Source organism: Nostoc parmelioides FACHB-3921, assembly GCF_014696625.1.
In the GTDB taxonomy this organism is placed as follows: Bacteria; Cyanobacteriota; Cyanobacteriia; order Cyanobacteriales; family Nostocaceae; genus Trichormus; species Trichormus parmelioides.
In genome coordinates this window covers 94264-115199 of the sequence record NZ_JACJQL010000019.1, presented here as the reverse complement: position 1 = coordinate 115199, position 20936 = coordinate 94264, and the positions used below count along the sequence as shown (strand labels likewise).

The following is a 20936-nucleotide window of genomic DNA, read 5'->3' as shown; positions in this document are numbered from 1 at the left end:
AAACTCAAGGGTTGAGATTATTACTTCTACCCTTCCGACTTCTGCCTTCTGCCCTCTGCCGTCTGCCTTGTCCCAACCAAGATCACCAAAAGTTGCCAAGACCCCACTTTATCTGCAACTGACTTAACTAACGCTTGGGTTTATGCCACAGTATACCCAGAAGAAATTGAAACAGCCATTCGGGAAAATGAAGAAGACTAATGGCTCGTTTATATGCAGATTAAATGCCTGATAGCTTAGATTGATTTGAACATTCAACCTCTCTACCTAATAATAATTAATATGTAGAGATGCAAATATTTGCATCTCTAACTTAATATTTACTAAACGAAACTTTGCAAACGCCGTACTAAATCGGGCGTTTGCAATACACCTTCAATCCGATCAACTGGTTTACCTTGTTTGAACAATACCAGTGTTGGTAGAGCTGCAATTTGATACTGAGTTGCCAACTCTGTGTATTTTTCTGTGTCAATTTTGACAATTCGGATGCGGTCTTTAAGTTGATTGTTTACTTGTTGTAAAATTGTCCCCATCATCTGACAGGGGCCACACCAGTCAGCATAAAAGTCTACTAAAACAGGTAAATCAGAACCAGATAGCATCTCTTCAAAGCTGTTGAATTGTTTTTTCTCAGTCATGTGACACACACCATTTTTATTGATTGAATCTAATATTAATGTCTGCTTTCTAGAAATGGTGTAACGTTATTTTGTTTTTATTGTTGCTAAATTTAGCATCTCTTTCTTAAGGTATATGTACTGGGGATTATGGATTGAGAGAGTTGGTTATTTTGTAGTCAAGTTCCTTCGTGCAATTTGCAATTTTGTCGCCAGAACCATTAGGGTATAAGCGAATTTTGAATCTCTGATCAGGCCAACGATAGATAAGGAGAAACTAGACACAGCAAGTAGTTCCTCAACGAAAATCTAAAATCCAAAATGGTATGAGATGTAGGTACAAATCGCCATAAGATAATTAGCGCGGGAATTTTAAACCTAGAGGAATATTTTATGGCAATCTTAAGTGAAAATTTACGAGGGCAAGTTGCCGTTGTTACAGGCGCTTCACGGGGAATTGGACGAGCGATCGCCTTAGAATTAGCTAATTATGGTGCTACTGTAGTGGTCAATTACGCTAGTTCTAGCACTGCTGCCGATGAGGTGGTAGCAGAAATTACAGGTGCTGGTGGTGAAGCTGTAGCCTTAAAGGCTGATGTTTCCCAAGTTGACCAAGTAGATAATCTGATCAATGCTGCGATCGATAAGTTCAAACGCATCGATATTTTGGTAAATAACGCAGGTATTACCCGCGACACATTGCTATTAAGAATGAAGCCAGAAGACTGGCAAGCAGTTATTGACCTTAACTTAACTGGTGTATTTTTATGCACTCGTGCCGTCAGTAAACTCATGCTGAAGCAACGTTCTGGCAGAATTATCAACATTACGTCTGTGGCTGGACAAATGGGTAATCCCGGTCAGGCGAATTACAGCGCTGCTAAAGCAGGTGTGATTGGCTTTACGAAAACAGTTGCTAAAGAATTAGCTTCTCGTGGCATTACCGTTAACGCCGTCGCCCCTGGTTTCATCGCTACAGACATGACCAGCAACCTCAAATCTGAGGGTATTTTGCAATACATCCCTCTAGGTCGTTATGGTCAACCAGAGGAAATTGCCGGGATGGTGCGCTTCCTCGCCGCCGACCCCGCCGCCGCCTATATTACCGGACAAGTCTTTAATGTCGATGGCGGGATGGTCATGGCGTAATGAGTGCTGAGTACTGAGTGAGGAATCAGGAGCCATTATTTCTTAATTTTGAATTTTGAATTTTGCGGAAAGTTCTGTAGGCGGGTTTCCCGCCGTAGGAACGCCACTTGCTACAAGCCGGGGAACCCGTCCAACGCAGTGGCTCAACTTTTCAAGACGAATTTTGAATTGATTGCCCCCTGCACCCCCAATACTCAGGACTGCTGACGGATTCTTTGCCAGACTGTAAAGCCAAGCAGCAGAATAATACTAATGGCGGTGGTAACTATGACCATCACACTCATCCCTTGGACTCTCATTGCCAGTAAGTTGCACACCAAAGTGATTGACCACAAGGTAAATGCAGCATAACGTTGGGAAAGCCCCCAAGCGAGTAAACGGTGGTGTAGGTGATCTTTGCCGGGGGTACTCAAGGGATTTTTACCTGCTAGCAGCCGTCTGATAAACACTTGGGTAGTGTCCAATACTGGCAACAGCAAAAATAAAACGGTGGGGCCGAGAGCAAATATAGTATTCCTTTGCAGACTACCTAAAATACTGGTTGCAGCTAGCACATAACCGAAAAAGTACGCCCCAGCATCACCCATGATGATTTTTGAGGGATGGAAGTTATGGCGCAAAAAGCCTAAAGCCCCACCACCTAAAGCAGCCAAAACTAAGGTAGCCGCAGCCTTATTAGGGAATTGGGCAGATACGCCTAACAAACTCATGGCAGTAATAAAACTAATGCCCCCTGCCAATCCATCCATCCCATCCATCAAGTTGACGGCATTGGTAATACCTACAACCCACAGCACAGTCAGCAACATTGAGAGAACGGAGTCGATAGGTGTGCCGAAATCCACATCAACAACAATGCCATTAGCAACTAGTAATAAAGCTGTGATAATTTGCGTCCACAACCGTACAGAGGGGGGTAATCCGAACTGATCGTCAATAAAGCCGATCAAGACTAGGATCGAACCCCCTAGTAAAATAGTCAATACCTGAGCTAAAACGTTTTGTAGCTCAATGGGTCGCAAGAGGCTAGCTAACACCAATGCGGCAATTACTCCCGCGTAAATGGCTAAACCCCCTGCATTCGGCAACGGTTCTCGATTGAGTCGTCGGGCGTTTGGTTGGTCAGCCCAACCTACCCGCAAGGCAAATTTACGTACCGTGGGAATTAAACGCCACGTTACCAACCAAGCCAACATAAACGTGAATACTACTGCCAACCAGCCGGAACCGCTAGGGTCAGCAATGCCTATAGACCTAAGGGAGTTGTAGATATTCATCTCCCAATTCAACCATTACTGCCAGTATCCTACATGAGCATCAAGTGTATATTAATCAATTTTTTTTACTTCCACACATGATTTAAAGTTTTTCAGGTTCTTAGCACTCTGAGCCTGTGAGTGCTAAATTGTCTAATGGAAGCGCAAGAGAAAGGAAACATGGCAAAAATTATTTCGTTTGATGAAGAATCACGGCGTGCTTTAGAGCGGGGTGTTAATGCCCTGGCTGATGCTGTAAAAATTACTTTGGGGCCTAAGGGTCGCAACGTGCTTTTAGAAAAAAAATATGGCACACCCCAAATTGTGAACGATGGTATTACCGTCGCTAAAGAAATTGAATTAGAAGATCCTTTAGAAAATACTGGTGCCAGATTAATTCAAGAGGTAGCATCTAAAACCAAGGATGTAGCTGGTGATGGCACAACTACGGCTACCGTTTTAGTACAAGCCCTAATTAAAGAAGGTTTGAAGAACGTGGCGGCTGGTAGCAATCCAGTGAGCTTAAAACGGGGCATAGATAAAACTACTGAGGCACTGGTAGCAGAAATAGCTAAAGTTGCCAAGCCTGTAGAAGGTAGTGCGATCGCTCAAGTTGCCACTGTCTCATCTGGTAACGATGAAGAAGTTGGTGCCATGATTGCCCAAGCAGTGGAAAAAGTCACCAAAGACGGTGTAATCACTGTAGAAGAATCTAAATCCCTGACAACTGAACTAGACGTAGTGGAAGGGATGCAGATTGACAGAGGTTATATTTCCCCCTACTTCATCACCAACAACGATCGCCAGACGGTGGAGTTAGAAAATGTGCGGATTCTGATTACTGACAAAAAAATCAGCAGTATTCAAGAATTAGTCCCCGTTTTAGAAAAAGTAGCTCGTTTGGGTCAACCCTTATTGATCATTGCTGAAGATGTAGAAGGAGATGCCCTGGCTACTCTAGTTGTGAACAAAGCACGGGGTGTACTTTCTGTAGCGGCAATTAAAGCCCCAGGATTTGGCGAACGTCGCAAAGCATTGTTGCAGGACATCGCCATCCTCACAGACGGTCAACTAATTTCGGAAGAAATTGGCTTAAGCTTAGATACCGCTTCTCTAGAAGCTTTGGGTACGGCGCAGAAAATCACAATTGAAAAAGACAACACCACAATTGTTGCTGGTAACACCACCAAGCCAGAAATTCAAAAGCGGATTGCTCAAATTCGTAGACAATTGGAAGAGACTGATTCTGAGTACGATAGCGAGAAATTGCAAGAACGCATTGCCAAGTTAGCTGGTGGTATTGCAGTGATCAAAGTCGGTGCAGCAACGGAAACCGAACTCAAAGACCGCAAACTCAGAATCGAAGACGCACTCAACGCCACCAAAGCTGCTGTTGCTGAAGGTATCGTTCCTGGTGGCGGCAAAACTCTGATTTACTTGGCGAGTAAGGTAGACGAGATTAAGAAAAACTTTGACGAAGAAGAAAAAATCGGTGCTGACATCGTTAAACGAGCTTTAGAAGCTCCTTTACGTCAGATTGCTGATAACGCTGGTGCAGAAGGTTCTGTCATCGTCTCCAGAGTCAAAGACAGCGATTTCAACATCGGTTACAACGCTGCTACAGGAGAATTTGAAGACCTGATTGCGGCTGGTATTATCGACCCCGCAAAAGTTGTGCGCTCAGCATTGCAAAACGCCGCTTCCATTGCCGGTCTAGTTTTAACCACCGAAGCGATCGTTGTGGAAAAACCAGAGAAAAAAGCTGCTGCTCCTGCTGATGCCGGTATGGGCGGCATGGGCGGTATGGGCGGCATGGGTGGTATGGGTGGTATGGGTGGTATGGGTATGTTCTAAGAAGAGGCAGGGGAGGCAGGGGGAGCAGGGGAAGAAGTGACTGCAAGATTTTCGCCTAGTACCCAATCCCCAATCCCCAGTACCCAATCCCCAATAGCCAAACATTAGGGGCAACTTCACTGCGATCGCCTGCTTCTTTGCAGGTAAACCCAGGGAAGCTGCCCCTTTAAGTTACGAAAATTTACACTAATTTATCAAAATTCAGAAATCTTGAATTTTGCATTGGTATTACTCAGCAGTAGCTAGTTCGGTAGCGCCGCGTGTGCGCTTGCGAGTCAAGGTGTTGTAAAGCATCATACCAATTGCCTTGATTAAGTTCCCTTCTAGTTCTTGGAACATTTTCATGTTCATACCAAAAGCGGCGTTAGCTTCATCAACAATGCGATCGGCTGTTGCTTCATCAATTGCCAACTCATCTAAAGTTTGACGATATTTAGCTTTAAAAGCTTTCTCATCACTAATATCTGCGAACTCATAAAAGGCGGTTCCTTGCCCGTCATTCAAATTCATCGCTGTTACAGCAATGTTTTTGAGAATTTGTCCACCGGATAAATCACCTAGATAACGGGTGTAAGAGTGGGCAATCAACAATTCTGGTTCGGTTGCAGAGATTTCCCGAATGCGTTGTACGTAAGCTTCACCTGCTGACGACAGTTGGATTTGTTCCCGCCAGTTAGCGCCGTAATAGTAACTCAGGTCTTGCTCTAGAGTGTGCTTACGATTCAGTTGGGAAAAGTTTATTTTAGAAACAATTGGGTGCTGGCTATGCTTTTCCATCTCCTCTTCCATTGCCGAGTAGATGTAGTAGAAGTTAGCTACTAGCTTCCGATAAGAGTTTTTTTCTACCACTCCTTTTAAGAAGCATTTGACAAAACCTACATTTTCTGCCATTGTGTGGGCTTTTTTCGTACCTACACGTAGTTTGTTTGCTAAATTGCTGCTCATACTAAATTTCTCAACCTTAAAAGGTCAACTGCCAGAGTTTTAAATTACGGACGGCTAAAAAATGCCACTAAAACGTAACATTAGAACTATTTGATGAGAATTTATATTAATATTTTTTAAGCATCTAAAATTTGTATTTTTGTTAAGTAACCACCAAGCCAAGCCAGTAAAAATGCCAATACCAAGAAAAATTTTGCGGGGAGATCCACATTCAGGGAGATGCGATCGCTGAGGGAAACCGTGGAATTTATGAGACTTCTGTAAAGTTGCCAAGTGATACTGGCGACTATTGAAGTCAGGAGTTAAACTGAAGAGCATTAAAACTCAGTAAAGAAAATCTTCATAAAATATTGACAATGCCATCATTCTTTTTAAGTAATTTCACGTAAACAAAACGGGAAAAGTAAATTTGTTTTTCAGAGAAAAATAACTATCATAAAAGCAAATCAAAAAGTCTTGACTCTTAGTTATTGAATAGAGTGTAAATTTACGTGAGTTCGATAGAAACTGAGAATTGGGAACTGAGTTGTTTACTCAGCACTCAATAGTCAAAATCAGTTGAACTGACGTTAAAGTAATAATTCTTAGTGTGATGTGAGGGGTGTTTAAAATTATGGTTTCATCTATAACTCGGATTCAGAACTACTTAATAGATGGTGCAGCTACTTCTGATGGATTAGAAACAGTCGTTGAGAATAACTTTGCACCCAGCTTAATATCCCTACCAGCAACACCTTTGTTTGGTACAGATGGTATTCGTGGCAAGGTAGGGGAATTACTGAGTGCGCCTTTAGCGTTGCAAATTGGTTTTTGGACAGGGGTAGTTTTACGTAGTCACTCTGGTCAATTAAGACCAGTAATCTTAGGACAGGATTCCCGCAACTCTAGCGATATGTTGGCGATGGCTTTGAGTGCAGGGTTAACCGCAGCCGGGTTAGAAGTTTGGTATTTAGGGTTATGTCCTACTCCTTGCGTGGCTTATTTAACTAGTGTGAGTGAAGCCATTGGCGGGGTGATGATTTCTGCTAGTCATAACCCTCCCGAAGATAACGGGATTAAAATTTTTGGTGCTAATGGTGGGAAGTTATCCCAGGCTATGCAGGCAGAAATTGAAAAAGGTCTGCGGGGAAATCTGCCAATTACCGGTAATGCAGGTAATTGTGGACGGCATTACTCCCGTGGGGAATTGGTGAAGCAATATGGCGAAGCCTTAAAACAACCCTGGCAAAATAAAGTGAATCTTCAGGGAATGAAGGTTGTGCTGGATTTAGCTTGGGGTGCAGCCGTGGGATTAGCACCGTCGGTATTTGCAGAGATGGGGGCAGAAGTTATTTCCCTGCATAATGCCGCAGATGGCGATCGCATCAACGTTAACTGCGGTTCCACCCACCTAGAAATGTTGCAAGCGGCTGTTCAAGAACATAACGCCGACTTAGGTTTTGCCTTTGATGGCGATGCCGATCGCGTTTTGGCTGTAGATCCCACCGGTCGTCCTGTAAATGGCGACTATATCCTGTACCTGTGGGGATTGCACCTCAAACAACAAAACCAACTCCCACACAACTTGATTGTTTCCACAGTCATGGCTAATCTGGGCTTTGAGAAAGCTTGGCAGCAACAAGGTGGTAAATTAATTCGCACCGCCGTTGGTGATCAATATGTGCAAGCAGAAATGATCAAAACTGGGGCAATGTTGGGAGGTGAACAATCAGGACACATCCTATGTAGCCATTATGGAATGACTGGGGATGGCTTGTTAACAGCCTTACACTTGGCAAGTTTGGTCAAACAATCTGGCGTTTCCTTAGCCGAATTGATAGACCAAAGCTTCCAGACCTATCCCCAATTATTGCGGAACGTGCGAGTAGTAGACCGCGATCGCCGCCTGAGTTGGCAAAACTGCACACCAGTCCAACAAGCGATCGCTCTTGCCGAGAAAGCAATGGGTGATACTGGTAGAATTTTAGTTAGGGCATCCGGTACGGAACCCGTCATCAGAGTCATGGTAGAAGCCGCCAATGCCGAACTAGCTAACTATTGGACAAATGAACTAGTAGCCCAAGTACAACAACACCTAGCCCCATAACTGAGTTTTACACTTGCCATCCTTGAGGCAGAGGGGCAGGGGGCAGGGAGCAGGGGAGGCAGGGGAGGCAGGGGGAGAAGTCCCCAATCCCCAGTCCCCAATCCCCAGTCCCCAGTCCCCAGTCCCCAAAAATTTTGAATTGATTCATTGCCCAAACTACTGAGATGATTGACATTGACGGTTCCTACGGCGAGGGAGGCGGGCAAGTCCTCCGCACTTCCCTGAGTTTAGCAGCCATCACTGGTGAACCCATACGTATCGCCGGCATTCGCGCCGGACGCAGGAAGCCAGGATTAGCAGCACAGCACTTAACAGCAGTGCGTGCGGCGGCGAGAATTTGTCATGGGGAATTACAGGGTGATGCTTTAGGTTCCACGATGCTGGAATTTATCCCTGGTGGTGGGGTAAAAGCAGGAAACTATATTTTTGATGTCAGCGAAGTACAGCAAGGTGGTTCGGCTGGGGCGATTACTCTAGTTTTACAGACAATTCTCTTACCTTTAGCTTTAGCTGATGGTGATTCTCATATCACCTTACGGGGTGGAACTCATGTCATTTTCAGCCCCACAGTTACCTACATTGAGCGAGTATATCTGCCAATGTTATGTCGTATGGGAATCAAGGCACAAGTTAAGTTAGGTGCTTGGGGATGGTATCCCAGGGGTGGGGGAGAAGTCAATTTACAGGTGAAGGGAGGCTGTCAACTCTGCGGTCTTAACTTGCTGGAAAGGGGAGAATTAAAGCGGGTACAAGGACTAGCTGTGGCGACAGAATTACCTGCACATATACCCCAGCGCATGGCAAATCGGGCTGAGAATTTGTTACGCACAGCAGGTTTGCGGGTATCTATGCAGGCGTTACGTGAAAAAGGTGTTGCACCAGGGGCGGGGATTTTTTTAACGGCTGAGTATTGTCATAGTTTGACGGGTTTTGGTGGCTTTGGACGTTTGCGTTTGTCTTCTGAGAAAGTAGCAGAGATAGCTTGCGGACAACTATTACAGTTTCACGAAACTGGCGCACCAGTGGATGAACATTTAGCAGATCAATTATTATTACCTGCGGTTCTAGCTTCCGAGTCCAGTCAGTATAAAGTGGCTGAGGTGAGTACACACTTAACAACTAATGCCGCAGTGATTGAAAAGTTTGGCTTAGGAAAGATTACCGTTAATCAAGCAGAAAAGGTAGTGGCGATCGCCTCTAGTAAAGTTTAGTCCTACTTCCAAATAATAGGAGCGATCGCTGCCATAAACAACAAAAAAGCTATTTCTAAAACGTAGCTGATAAAGACACTGCGATTTAAAAGACCATCCCAGAGATAGCCTTGACGCTTGGGGTTATTGGTGCGCTTGTGGGTAAGCGACCAACTACTGTAGATCCCAGGGGTTTTGAAACTATATGTATTAGTGAGAATATACTCAATTTCCTTAACGCGGGGATAGAAACCGCGCTGAAAGTGTTTCCATTGACTTTCGAGAATCCAGAAAAATAGGGGAATCGTGCAACCAATGAGAGCGATCGCTGTAGCATTGGGTCTTTGCTGTAACATCAATGTTAAAACACCACCAGTCCCAGTAATTCCCAGTGCTTTAATTACCCAAATCTGCTTGTTATAGTCTTCGATAGTGTTTTGCAGAAAAAAGTATTCCTCCTTGAGCAAGTTTAATTCAAAATCACTGAGGGGTTGAGACTGGGTTTCAGTTGGTAATGGGTAAGACATTGTTGTTAGCAGAGTTCACTGAGATGAAGTTAGCATAATTTGTAATTTGTGAACAAAGATCCCCGACTTCTCAGAGAAGTCGGGGATCTGAACCTCTCAATTTCACACCAAAATCTTGCTCACGAGACAAAAATACTCGCCCACGAGATAAAAATACTCGTGAACGAGATGCTGATACTCGTGAACGAGAATTATAAACTGAACAATAAAGTTACAATTTAAGTCAGTAAATTAAACCATGTCTATAAAACACACTCACTAGAAATTAGGTAAGCAACATTTAATCTTTCTCTCTATCCCTTTCTCTTTCCCCAAAATCAGCATTTCACTATCCGGCACACCATGATTAACTGGCATGACTACCTACAATCACTCTGCAAAGATTATGCCCAATGGTGGAATGTTTACACGCTGACGGATGTAGTAGGACAGCAGCGAATTGAGCAGAAGCGATCGCCCCTACCGTTTGATTTTATAGTGCAGCCGGTACAATCTGCCAAGGAAGAAAGGAGCGCCGGCCAGGAGCAAGTTGAGCGTTTAGACGTGCTAGCAGGGTTGCGGAAGTATGCTCAAGAACACGTTTTGCTAATAGGGCGGCCAGGTTCTGGGAAATCCACAGCATTGGCGCGGTTATTGCTGGAGGGAGCGGAGAAACCCCTCCCCCAACCCCTCCCCGAAGCGGAGAGGGGAGCAATTTCTCCCCCTTCCCTCCCCAAAGTGGACACAGGAGTTAATTCTCCCCCTTCCCTCGTAGGGAAGGGGGTCGGGGGGTTAGGTCAAATCCCCATCCTAGTAGAGTTGCGCTATTACCAAACCTCAGTCCTAGACTTGATTCGGGATTTCTTGAAACGCCATCGCCTACTACTAGACACTGCAACCATAGAACAACTGCTGTGTCAGGAGCAAATTTTGCTGCTGGTAGATGGGATCAACGAACTACCCTCAGAGAAAGCGCGACAAGATTTATATAAATTCCGGCAAGACTACCAAAAAACCACGCCTATGATATTCACCACGCGGGATTTAGGCGTGGGGGGTGATTTGGGCATTACCAAGAAGCTGGAAATGCAACCCCTGACAGCAGAACAGATGCAGGAATTTGTCCGCGCCTATTTGCCACAACAGGGTGAGCAGATGTTGCAGAACTTAGGCGACAGGTTGCGGGAGTTTGGGGAAACACCGTTGCTGCTGTTGATGCTGTGTTCATTGTTTCAGTCCACAGGAGACATCCCGCCAAACTTGGGTTTAGTGTTTCGCCAGTTTACCCAAAGCTATGAACGTAAATATCGCCAAGATAGCCCCGTTACAGATGAGTCCCGGCGGTGGTGGAGTCGATTATTAGAACATCTCGCATTCTATATGACGAAAGGGGATAAGCTGACAGAATTAAATGTTGCCATACCCAAGTCAGAAGCAGAGGAAGTTTTAACCCAGTTTTTGCAAGCTGAGAAATTTGATAAACCACGCGACAGAGCTTTAAACTGGCTGCAAGACTTACTCAACCATCACTTAATTCAACTTGGCGCAAATGATCAAATTGAATTTCGCCACCAACTAATTCAGGAATATTACACCGCCGAATGTTTGCTCAAGCAGTTACCAAACCTCAGTGATGACTCTCTTCAGCGTGAGTATTTAAATTATTTAAAATGGACTGAACCCCTAAAATTGATGCTGGAATTGGTGGACGATGAAGCGCAGGCTGTAAGAGTGGTGAACTTAGCCTTAAAGGTAGATTACCAGTTAGGCGCAAAGTTAGCAGGTTCAGTCAAGCCAGAATTGCAGCAACAGACAGTTGATTCAGTGGCTGAGTTAGAAATTCCTCAGCTATTTAAAATCCGCCTTTTAGGTTTAACTAAATCTGACACAGCAATTCCTTATCTCAATCCGTTACTAGAACATGAAGACTCTGATGTGCGTGATAGTGCGGTATCTGCCCTGGGAGAAATCAAATCAGAGCAGGCTATTCCAGGGCTAATTAAATTACTAGAAGATAAAGACTCTGATGTGCGTTATAGTGCGGCATCTGCCCTGGGAGAAATCAAATCAGAGCAGGCTATTCCAGGGCTAATTAAATTACTAGAAGATAAAGACTTTGATGTGCGTTACAGTGCGGCATCTGCCCTGGGAGCAATCAAATCAGAGCAGGCTATTCCAGGGCTAATTAAATTACTAGAAGATAAAGACTTTGATGTGCGTTATAGTGCGGCATCTGCCCTGGGAGAAATCAAATCAGAGCAGGCTATTCCAGGGCTAATTAAATTACTAGAACATGAAGACTCTGATGTGCGTTATAGTGCGGCATCTGCCCTGGGAGAAATCAAATCAGAGCAGGCTATTCCAGGGCTAATTAAGTTACTAGAAGATAAAGACTCTGATGTGCGTTATCGTGCGGCATCTGCCCTGGGAGAAATCAAATCAGAGCAGGCTATTCCAGGGCTAATTAAATTACTAGAACATGAAGACTCCTCTGTGCGTTATAGTGCGGCATCTGCCCTGGGAGAAATCAAATCAGAGCAGGCTATTCCAGGGCTAATTAAATTACTAGAATATAAAGACTCCTCTGTGCGTTATCGTGCGGCATCTGCCCTGGGAGAAATCAAATCAGAGCAGGCTATTCCAGGGCTAATTAAATTACTAGAACATGAAGACTCCTCTGTGCGTTATCGTGCGGCATCTGCCCTGGGAGAAATCAAATCAGAGCAGGCTATTCCAGGGCTAATTAAATTACTAGAAGATAAAGACTCTGATGTGCGTTATAGTGCGGCATCTGCCCTGGGAGAAATCAAATCAGAGCAGGCTATTCCAGGGCTAATTAAATTACTAGAAGATAAAGACTTTGATGTGCGTTCTCGTGCGGCATCTGCCCTGGGAAAAATCAAATCAGAGCAGGCTATTCCAGGGCTAATTAAATTACTAGAACATGAAGACTCCTCTGTGCGTGATAGTGCGGCATCTGCCCTGGGAGAAATCAAATCAGAGCAGGCTATTCCAGGGCTAATTAAATTACTAGAACATGAAGACTCCTCTGTGCGTTCTCGTGCGGCATCTGCCCTGGGACAAATCAAATCAGAGCAGGCTATTCCAGTGCTAATTAAATTACTAGAAGATAAAGACTTTGATGTGCGTGATAGTGCGGCATCTGCCCTGGGAGAAATCAAATCAGAGCAGGCTATTCCAGGGCTAATTAAATTACTAGAAAATAAAGACTTTGATGTGCGTTATAGTGCGGCATCTGCCCTGGGAGAAATCAAATCAGAGCAGGCTATTCCAGGGCTAATTAAATTACTAGAAGATGAAGACTCCTCTGTGCGTTATCGTGTGGCATATGCCCTGGGAGCAATCAAATCAGAGCAGGCTATTCCAGGGCTAATTAAATTACTAGAAGATAAAGACTCCTCTGTGCGTTCTTGTGCGGCATCTGCCCTGGGAGCAATCAAATCAGAGCAGGCTATTCCAGGGCTAATTAAATTACTAGAAGATAAAGACTCTGATGTGCGTTATAGTGCGGCATCTGCCCTGGGAAAAATCAAATCAGAGCAGGCTATTCCAGGGCTAATTAAATTACTAGAAGATAAAGACTCCTCTGTGCGTTATAGTGCGGCATCTGCCCTGGGAGCAATCAAATCAGAGCAGGCTATTCCAGGGCTAATTAAATTACTAGAAGATAAAGACTCTGATGTGCGTTATAGTGCGGCATCTGCCCTGGGAAAAATCAAATCAGAGCAGGCTATTCCAGGGCTAATTAAATTACTAGAAGATAAAGACTCCTCTGTGCGTTCTTGTGCGGCATCTGCCCTGGGAAAAATCAAATCAGAGCAGGCTATTCCAGGGCTAATTAAATTACTAGAACATGAAGACTCCTCTGTGCGTGATAGTGCGGCATCTGCCCTGGGAGAAATCAAATCAGAGCAGGCTATTCCAGGGCTAATTAAATTACTAGAACATGAAGACTCCTCTGTGCGTTCTCGTGCGGCATCTGCCCTGGGAAAAATCAAATCAGAGCAGGCTATTCCAGGGCTAATTAAATTACTAGAAGATAAAGACTCCTCTGTGCGTTCTTGTGCGGCATCTGCCCTGGGAAAAATCAAATCAGAGCAGGCTATTCCAGGGCTAATTAAATTACTAGAACATGAAGACTCCTCTGTGCGTTCTCGTGCGGCATCTGCCCTGGGAGAAATCAAATCAGAGCAGGCTATTCCTATGCTCATGAATCGGTTAGAAAATGAAGAGTTTGTGTCAGCAAATAATGGGACTACTTTGTATTCTGCACTAGAAGCACTGGAAGCAATACAAGAAAACTGTCAATACTATAGATGTCTCACAGAACAGAAACCACAACTATATCTTCCCCCATCCCAGCCAAGTAAAACATCCCTAATGTACATCCTCCACCTTTCAGACCTCCACTTCGGCACACCTGACGAAGCCAACAAGTGGTCTAACCAACTAGCGATGGACTTGAAACAAGAACTCCAGATTCCTCACCTTGATGCCCTCATTCTCTCCGGCGACATCGCCAACAAATCAACCCCCGACGAATACGCAGCAGCCAAACAATTTCTTGACAAACTCAGCAAAAGATTTTCCCTACAAACTGAGCAAATTATCATTGTTCCTGGTAATCATGACCTTAATTGGCCACTAGCAAAAAAAGCTTACCAATTAATCGACCGTGAAGACCATAAAGGAGAACTAAAACAAGGTGAATATATAGAAGAAAGTGCTAGTGTCATTCGCGTGCGAGACGAAGAAAAATACAAACAACGCTTTGAACACTTCAGCAACTTCTACCAAACCATCAAAAACAAACCCTATCCCCTCGACTATGACCAACAATACACCTTAGACCATTTCCCCAACCAAAACCTACTCATTCTAGGGTTAAACTCCGCTTGGCAATTGGATCATCATTACAAATCCCGTGCCAGCATTAACATAAATGCACTCAGCAACGCCCTCGAAAAAATACTTGACAATCCACAATATCAAAACTGCATCAAAATTGCCGTCTGGCATCATCCCCTAGATAGCGCCTGGGAAGACCGCATCAAAGACCAAAGCTTTATGGAACAGTTAGCCGTCGCAGGTTTCCGCTTCTTCCTCCACGGACACGTCCACAAAGCCGAAACTAGCCTCTACCGTTATGATATGAGTGCTAACGGTCGAAAACTTGACCGCATCTGTGCAGGTACTTTCGGCGCACCCACCCGCGAACTTAACCCCGGTTATCCCTGGCAATACAACCTGCTGAAGTTTGCAGACAATCAACTAACCGTCTACACCCGCCGCCGCGAAGAACTCAACGGCGCATGGAAACCCGATGCACGCTGGCTAATGGGTGCAGGGCAGAATCCATTATCCTACTACGAAGTAATGATGGATTAAACTTAGTGGCGTGGCAAGCCTTAAAAGTTGTATTAAAACTCTCTTGTGGGATAAGCTCTCTAGCCCGTCCCGTGCAGGCAAGATGCCTACACCACAAAAACTGCTTTTATGCACTATTTAAGACTAGACACGCTACTACACCAAATCAGTTTTTTAACGCTCACTGAACTGTATTGACTTATACTGCTATAAAATCTTGAGCTGCTTTAATAGCAGCTTCCAGTTCTTCTCGGCTGTGAGCTTTCACAGATAGTTTTTTGCCGTTAGCTTCCACTTCTAGTTCAATAGGTTTCCCGCCGAGGCGATCGCCCAGAAATCCCATCAACTTTTTCGCATTGGCTACATTCACCTCAGCCATTAATAAACCAACTAAAAAGCCACCTAATGTTTTGTTACCTGCTGGTGGGTTGGGATCAAGAACACGACCTACTGTATCTACTTCGTCAATTTGCTTAAGTTCGGCAATCAGTCGTTGAGCCTGCTCGTCTTTTTCTTCTGCATCCAAGTCAGGGTCATTGAAGGTAATTGTAAATTTTATGTTAGAGTTCGCGGTCATATCACACTAAAATATGGAACTGAGTTAGGTTTTTTTACTATCTACAATAATTTCACTTATATCAGTGAAAATTTCATACCCTAATTAGCATAACGCGAGTATCAAAGACTCGTCCGCGAGTATCAAAGACTCGTCCGCGAGTATCAAAGACTCGTCCGCGAGTATTCAAGACTCGTCCGCGAGTATTCAAGACTCATTCACGAGTATTTAAGACTCGTCCGCGAGTATTTAAGACTCGTCCGCGAGTATCAAAGACTCATTCACGAGTATTCAAGACTCGTCCGCGAGTATTCAAGACTCGTCCGCGAATATTAGAGACTCGCTCATGAGTATCAAAGACTGATTAACGGAGTTAAAAGACTTGTCGGCGAGTCTTTACGCGGATTTCTCACCAATTATTGCAATCTCAGTTCAGAGGCTGTAGGGGCGGGTTGAGCAAAATATTCGTGAATGATTCGAGCATATCTGTGAACCCGCCCCTACTCATTCACTTGGAAGAGAAACAAGTGTAACTCCGTTGTAGCGATCGCCTTTAATCGGTAGACTCAATTAACTTGAAACCCCAAGGCTTGAGAGCTGCGATCGCTATTTCTCGATCTACGCCTTCATAAAGTTCCCATTCATGGGGGTGTTCTTTGGGGTGTCCATCGCCGACGTTACCTGCAACTTTGATGACTGGAAAATTCGCCACGCGATCGCGCTCTAAGCCTTTGGGTAGCGCTAGCTGGACTTTCCGACCGATAAATTTTGACATACCAGAATTAGCCACAGATTCGCGGATTAAACAAATATCACCAGCAGTACCCCAAGTAGTTTGATAGATGTAGAGAAATGATATGTAGGTTTCTGGTTTAATTGACCTTTTAAGAACTTTCATGAACTGTAATCCTTACACAAAGAGTGAAAAATCCTATGAGTGTTGTCTATCGTTGGCTACAACTACTTTAATTTTGCAACACCAAAATCACGTTTATAGTGTTTTCTAGTCTGCTGGCGTGCCAATTTATCTGCGTCCATCTGGGGTTAAGTGTTTCTTGTTCTCATTTACTGCGTTGTGCATATCAGTCGGGAGTTGTCAACAAGAGGAAAAGGAGCAGGGGATGCAGGGGATGCAAGGGGGGATTAGTAATTTCTCAACCAAGGTGATGGATTATTAATCATATTTACCAAACCGGATAAAACTTGGTTGTAATTTGCATAAACTTCTCGTCCTACTTCTACATTCATGTAGTTGCATTTGACAGCAAATTCAATCCAAGTTTGGGTTTCTGCTGCTTCAGCCTCACAATCATTTAATTTAGCGATAAAAGCAGCTTTATAACGCCTTTTTCTCCATGCCTCAGCTAAATTGGCACAAACAGATCGTGAGGATCTACGAATTTGATCAGTTAACGAATATCTCTCCTCCACAGGGAATTTCTTTGATAACTCAAAAATTTTCATTGCCGCTTCAAAGGCAATTTTATAAATTCCCAAATCTTTATGATCTTTGATTGCTTCTTTATTCATTGTTTTACCTCCCCTGCCTCCCCTACTTCCCCTGCCTCCCCTGCTCTCTTCACCATGATCTCACTTTTTCGCGTTGCTCCCGCGCCAACGCCAATACTCAGCATACGAAATTCTCGCAATTATGGAAAATAATATATGTAAGTCGAGTATCGCAAGACTCACTTGATTTCCTCATTTCCTCTAGGAAAATATGACTCATCCTTTCCTGAAACGCCTGCACAGTCCGGAACTTCCGGTTATCGTCTTCGACGGTGCAATGGGAACTAATCTACAAACCCAAAACCTCACGGCTGAGGATTTCGGCGGTGTGCAGTATGAAGGTTGTAACGAATACCTAGTCCACACCAAACCCGAAGCTGTCGCCAAGGTTCACCGCGACTTTCTCGCTGTGGGTGCAGATGTTATTGAAACCGATACTTTCGGCGCGACATCAATTGTTTTGGCGGAATATGATTTAGCAGACCAAACATATTACCTGAACAAGAAAGCCGCCGAACTGGCGAAAAGTGTAGCGGCGGAATTTTCCACCCCAGATAAACCCCGGTTTGTCGCCGGTTCTATCGGCCCCACAACTAAACTACCCACCTTGGGACATATCGACTTTGACACTCTCAAAACTTGCTTTGCTGAACAAGCAGAAGCGCTGTTAGATGGTGGCGTGGATTTACTTTTGGTGGAGACTTGCCAAGATGTGCTGCAAATCAAAGCGGCGCTGAATGGAATTGAAGAAGTCTTTGCCAAGAGAGGGGAACGCATACCCTTGATGGTGTCTGTGACGATGGAAAGTATGGGGACAATGTTGGTCGGCTCGGAAATCAACGCTGTCCTCACAATTTTAGAACCTTTCCCAATTGATATTCTCGGTCTGAACTGCGCCACAGGCCCAGACTTGATGAAACCACATATTAAATATTTGGCGGAACATTCGCCCTTTGTGGTTTCTTGTATTCCTAACGCGGGTTTACCGGAAAACGTTGGTGGTCAAGCACACTACCGCTTAACACCAATAGAATTACGCATGGCGTTAATGCACTTTGTTGAAGATTTGGGTGTCCAAGTGATCGGGGGTTGCTGTGGGACACGTCCAGAACACATTCAACAATTAGCCCAAATCGCTAAAGACTTAAAGCCAAAGGTAAGAAAACCGAGTTTAGAACCTGCGGCTGCATCAATATATAGTACTCAACCTTACGAACAAGATAATTCTTTCTTGATTGTGGGTGAACGCCTCAACGCCAGTGGTTCCAAAAAATGCCGCGATTTGCTGAATGCGGAAGATTGGGACGGATTGGTATCAATGGCTAGGTCACAAGTCAAGGAAGGCGCACATATCCTTGATGTCAACGTGGATTATGTGGGACGGGACGGTGTGCGGGATATGCACGAACTAGTTTCCCGCATTGTGAATAATGTCACACTCCCCTTAATGCTTGACTCCACCGAATGGGAAAAGATGGAGGCGGGATTGAAAGTCGCTGGTGGTAAGTGTTTGCTGAACTCCACCAACTACGAAGATGGGGAACCACGCTTCTTGAAAGTGTTGGAATTGGCGAAGAAATACGGTGCTGGTGTTGTCATTGGTACAATTGACGAAGAAGGGATGGCGCGGACAGCCGAGAAAAAGTTTCAAATTGCCCAACGTGCCTATCGTCAGGCGGTAGAATATGGGATTCCCCCCACAGAAATATTCTTTGATACCTTAGCGCTACCAATTTCGACCGGGATTGAGGAAGACCGGGAAAATGGCAAGGCGACAATTGAATCAATTAGCCGTATCCGTCAGCAATTGCCAGGTTGTCACGTTATTTTAGGGGTGTCCAATATATCCTTTGGCTTGAGTCCAGCTTCCCGGATGGTTTTAAACTCCGTGTTTCTCCATGAAGCAATGGCAGCTGGTATGGATGCGGCGATCGTCAGTGCTAGCAAGATTCTACCACTCTCGAAGATTGAAGACCGTCATCAAGAAGTCTGTCGCCAGTTAATTTATGACCAGCGCCAATTTGACGGTGATGTCTGCATCTACGACCCCTTAACAGAACTAACCAAATTATTTGAGGGAGTCACCACCAAACGTAACAAAGGCGTTGATGAAAGCTTACCCATCGAAGAACGCCTCAAGCGTCACATTATCGACGGCGAACGCATTGGTTTAGAAGCCCAACTGACAAAAGCCTTAGAACAATATCCACCCCTGGAAATTATCAACACTTTCCTACTAGATGGGATGAAAGTGGTCGGGGAGTTGTTCGGTTCAGGACAAATGCAGCTACCTTTCGTTTTACAGTCAGCCGAAACCATGAAAGCGGCGGTAGCTTACCTAGAACCGTTCATGGAAAAATCGGAAAGTGGCAACAATGCCAAAGGTAAAGTAATTATTGCCACCGTGAAAGGTGATGTTCACGACATTGGTAAAAACTTAGTAGACATTATCTTGTCCAACAACGGCTACAAGGTAATTAACCTGGGAATTAAACAGCCGGTGGAAAATATCATCGAAGCTTACAACCAACACAAAGCTGATTGTATTGCTATGAGTGGCTTGTTGGTGAAATCCACCGCATTCATGAAAGAGAATTTGGAGGTTTTCAACGAAAAAGGCATTAATGTTCCTGTAATTTTAGGCGGTGCGGCATTAACCCCGAAATTCGTCCATAAAGATTGCCAAAACACCTACAAAGGTAAAGTCATCTACGGCAAAGATGCTTTCTCTGACCTGCATTTCATGGATAAATTAATGCCAGCCAAAGCCACTGGCAAATGGGACAATTTCTTAGGATTCTTGGATGAAGTAGAAACTGAGGAAATAGAAACGACTAATCCCCAATCAGCAGTCACTAAAGAAAAATCCCCAGACCCCAATCCCCAGACCCCAGTCCCCATAGACACCAGACGTTCCGAAGCCGTAGCCATAGATATCCCTCGTCCCACACCGCCATTCTGGGGAACCCAATTATTACAGCCTAGCGATATTTCCCTAGAAGAAATATTCTGGCACATGGATTTACAAGCCTTAGTTGCGGGACAATGGCAATTCCGCAAACCCAAGGAACAATCAAAGGAAGAATATCAAGCCTTTCTGCATGAGAAAGTGTATCCAATTTTAGAAACTTGGAAACAACGCATCGTTGCAGAAAACCTGTTACATCCCCAGGTAATTTACGGGTATTTTCCTTGTCAATCTGGGGGTAATACTTTGTATGTTTACGAAACAAACAGCCCAAATGCCAAAGAAATCACTCAGTTTGAATTTCCCCGACAAAAGTCATCAAAAAGATTATGTATTGCCGATTTTTTTGCACCAAAAGATTCGGGAATTATCGATGTCTTCCCCATGCAGGCGGTGACTGTAGGAGATATTGCTACAGAGTTCGCCCAAAAACTGTTTGCAAATAATCAGTACACTGATTATCTTTATTTCCACGGTTTAGCGGTGCAAGTAGCAGAAGCCTTGGCTGAGTGGACACACGCCAGAATCCGCCGTGAGTTAGGGTTCGGTGCTAAAGAACCGGACAATATCCGGGATATTTTGGCACAACGCTATCAGGGTTCCCGGTATAGTTTTGGCTACCCGGCTTGTCCGAATATTCAAGACCAGTTTAAGCAGCTGGATTTGTTGGAGACTAGCCGAATTAACTTATACATGGATGAAAGTGAGCAACTTTATCCAGAACAGTCTACAACGGCGATTATTACCTATCACCCAGTAGCTAAGTACTTTACGGCGTAGGTGAAGAAGACGCGATGAATCGCGTCTCTACAAATGGTTTATTTGTCGCACTCTTTTTTCAAATTGGTGTAATTTGTTGACGGTTGACAGTTAACCGTCAACCGTCAACCGTCAACAACAATAAAATTC

General features: G+C 44.4%; 13 protein-coding genes. 6 read left to right on the top strand and 7 right to left on the bottom strand.

From position 1 onward, the window contains the following. Positions 1-323: 323 nt before the first annotated feature. Positions 324-641, bottom strand: a complete 318-nt coding sequence (gene trxA, locus H6G14_RS15000; protein WP_010996057.1) for a thioredoxin — start codon at positions 639-641, stop codon at positions 324-326. Positions 642-1013: 372 nt separating this feature from the next. Here trxA and fabG point away from each other — a divergent pair, with 372 nt between their 5' ends. Then, on the top strand, positions 1014-1769 hold the full coding sequence (gene fabG, locus H6G14_RS14995) for a 3-oxoacyl-[acyl-carrier-protein] reductase (RefSeq protein WP_190568165.1): 756 nt from the start codon (positions 1014-1016) through the stop codon (positions 1767-1769). A 194-nt stretch (positions 1770-1963) separates the two neighbouring features. Here the strand turns inward: fabG and H6G14_RS14990 are convergent, their stop codons facing one another. Continuing rightward, positions 1964-3046: an MraY family glycosyltransferase gene (locus H6G14_RS14990; protein ID WP_190568164.1), complete on the bottom strand. Its 1083-nt coding sequence runs from the start codon at positions 3044-3046 to the stop codon at positions 1964-1966. A 159-nt stretch (positions 3047-3205) separates the two neighbouring features. On the opposite strand from H6G14_RS14990, the gene groL reads away from it, so the two are divergent. Then, entirely contained in the window at positions 3206-4879 is a 1674-nt protein-coding gene (gene groL / locus H6G14_RS14985) for a chaperonin GroEL (protein ID WP_190568163.1), read from the top strand. Positions 4880-5107: 228 nt separating this feature from the next. Here groL and H6G14_RS14980 read toward each other — a convergent pair whose 3' ends face one another. Then, positions 5108-5824 carry a biliverdin-producing heme oxygenase gene (locus H6G14_RS14980; RefSeq protein ID WP_190568162.1) on the bottom strand — a complete coding sequence of 239 codons (717 nt, stop codon included), beginning with the start codon at positions 5822-5824 and terminating at the stop codon, positions 5108-5110. Positions 5825-6437: 613 nt separating this feature from the next. Here H6G14_RS14980 and glmM point away from each other — a divergent pair. Together glmM and rtcA are read left to right on the top strand one after the other, a co-directional pair. Then, a complete protein-coding gene (gene glmM, locus H6G14_RS14975; protein WP_190568161.1) occupies positions 6438-7910 on the top strand; it encodes a phosphoglucosamine mutase in 1473 nt (490 codons plus the stop codon). A 164-nt stretch (positions 7911-8074) separates the two neighbouring features. Continuing rightward, on the top strand, positions 8075-9121 hold the full coding sequence (rtcA, locus tag H6G14_RS14970) for an RNA 3'-terminal phosphate cyclase (RefSeq protein WP_190568160.1): 1047 nt from the start codon (positions 8075-8077) through the stop codon (positions 9119-9121). Positions 9122-9123: 2 nt separating this feature from the next. Here the strand turns inward: rtcA and H6G14_RS14965 are convergent, their stop codons facing one another. Continuing rightward, on the bottom strand, positions 9124-9627 hold the full coding sequence (locus H6G14_RS14965; protein WP_190568159.1) for a hypothetical protein: 504 nt from the start codon (positions 9625-9627) through the stop codon (positions 9124-9126). A gap of 342 nt (positions 9628-9969) precedes the next feature. Between H6G14_RS14965 and H6G14_RS14960 the strand changes: the two genes are divergently transcribed. Continuing rightward, entirely contained in the window at positions 9970-15015 is a 5046-nt protein-coding gene (locus H6G14_RS14960; RefSeq protein ID WP_190568158.1) for a HEAT repeat domain-containing protein, read from the top strand. A 178-nt stretch (positions 15016-15193) separates the two neighbouring features. Here H6G14_RS14960 and H6G14_RS14955 read toward each other — a convergent pair whose 3' ends face one another. From H6G14_RS14955 to H6G14_RS14945, 3 genes are all read right to left on the bottom strand, one after another. Then, positions 15194-15571: a hypothetical protein gene (locus H6G14_RS14955; protein WP_190568157.1), complete on the bottom strand. Its 378-nt coding sequence runs from the start codon at positions 15569-15571 to the stop codon at positions 15194-15196. A 532-nt stretch (positions 15572-16103) separates the two neighbouring features. Next, positions 16104-16448, bottom strand: a complete 345-nt coding sequence (locus tag H6G14_RS14950) for a hypothetical protein (RefSeq protein WP_190568156.1) — start codon at positions 16446-16448, stop codon at positions 16104-16106. Between the two features lie 245 nt (positions 16449-16693). Then, the gene (locus tag H6G14_RS14945; RefSeq protein ID WP_190568155.1) at positions 16694-17080 is read right to left on the bottom strand and encodes a four helix bundle protein; all 387 of its coding nucleotides are present in this window, start codon (positions 17078-17080) and stop codon (positions 16694-16696) included. A 190-nt stretch (positions 17081-17270) separates the two neighbouring features. Here H6G14_RS14945 and metH point away from each other — a divergent pair, with 190 nt between their 5' ends. Continuing rightward, on the top strand, positions 17271-20807 hold the full coding sequence (gene metH, locus H6G14_RS14940) for a methionine synthase (RefSeq protein WP_190568154.1): 3537 nt from the start codon (positions 17271-17273) through the stop codon (positions 20805-20807). The last annotated feature ends 129 nt before the right edge of the window (positions 20808-20936 follow it).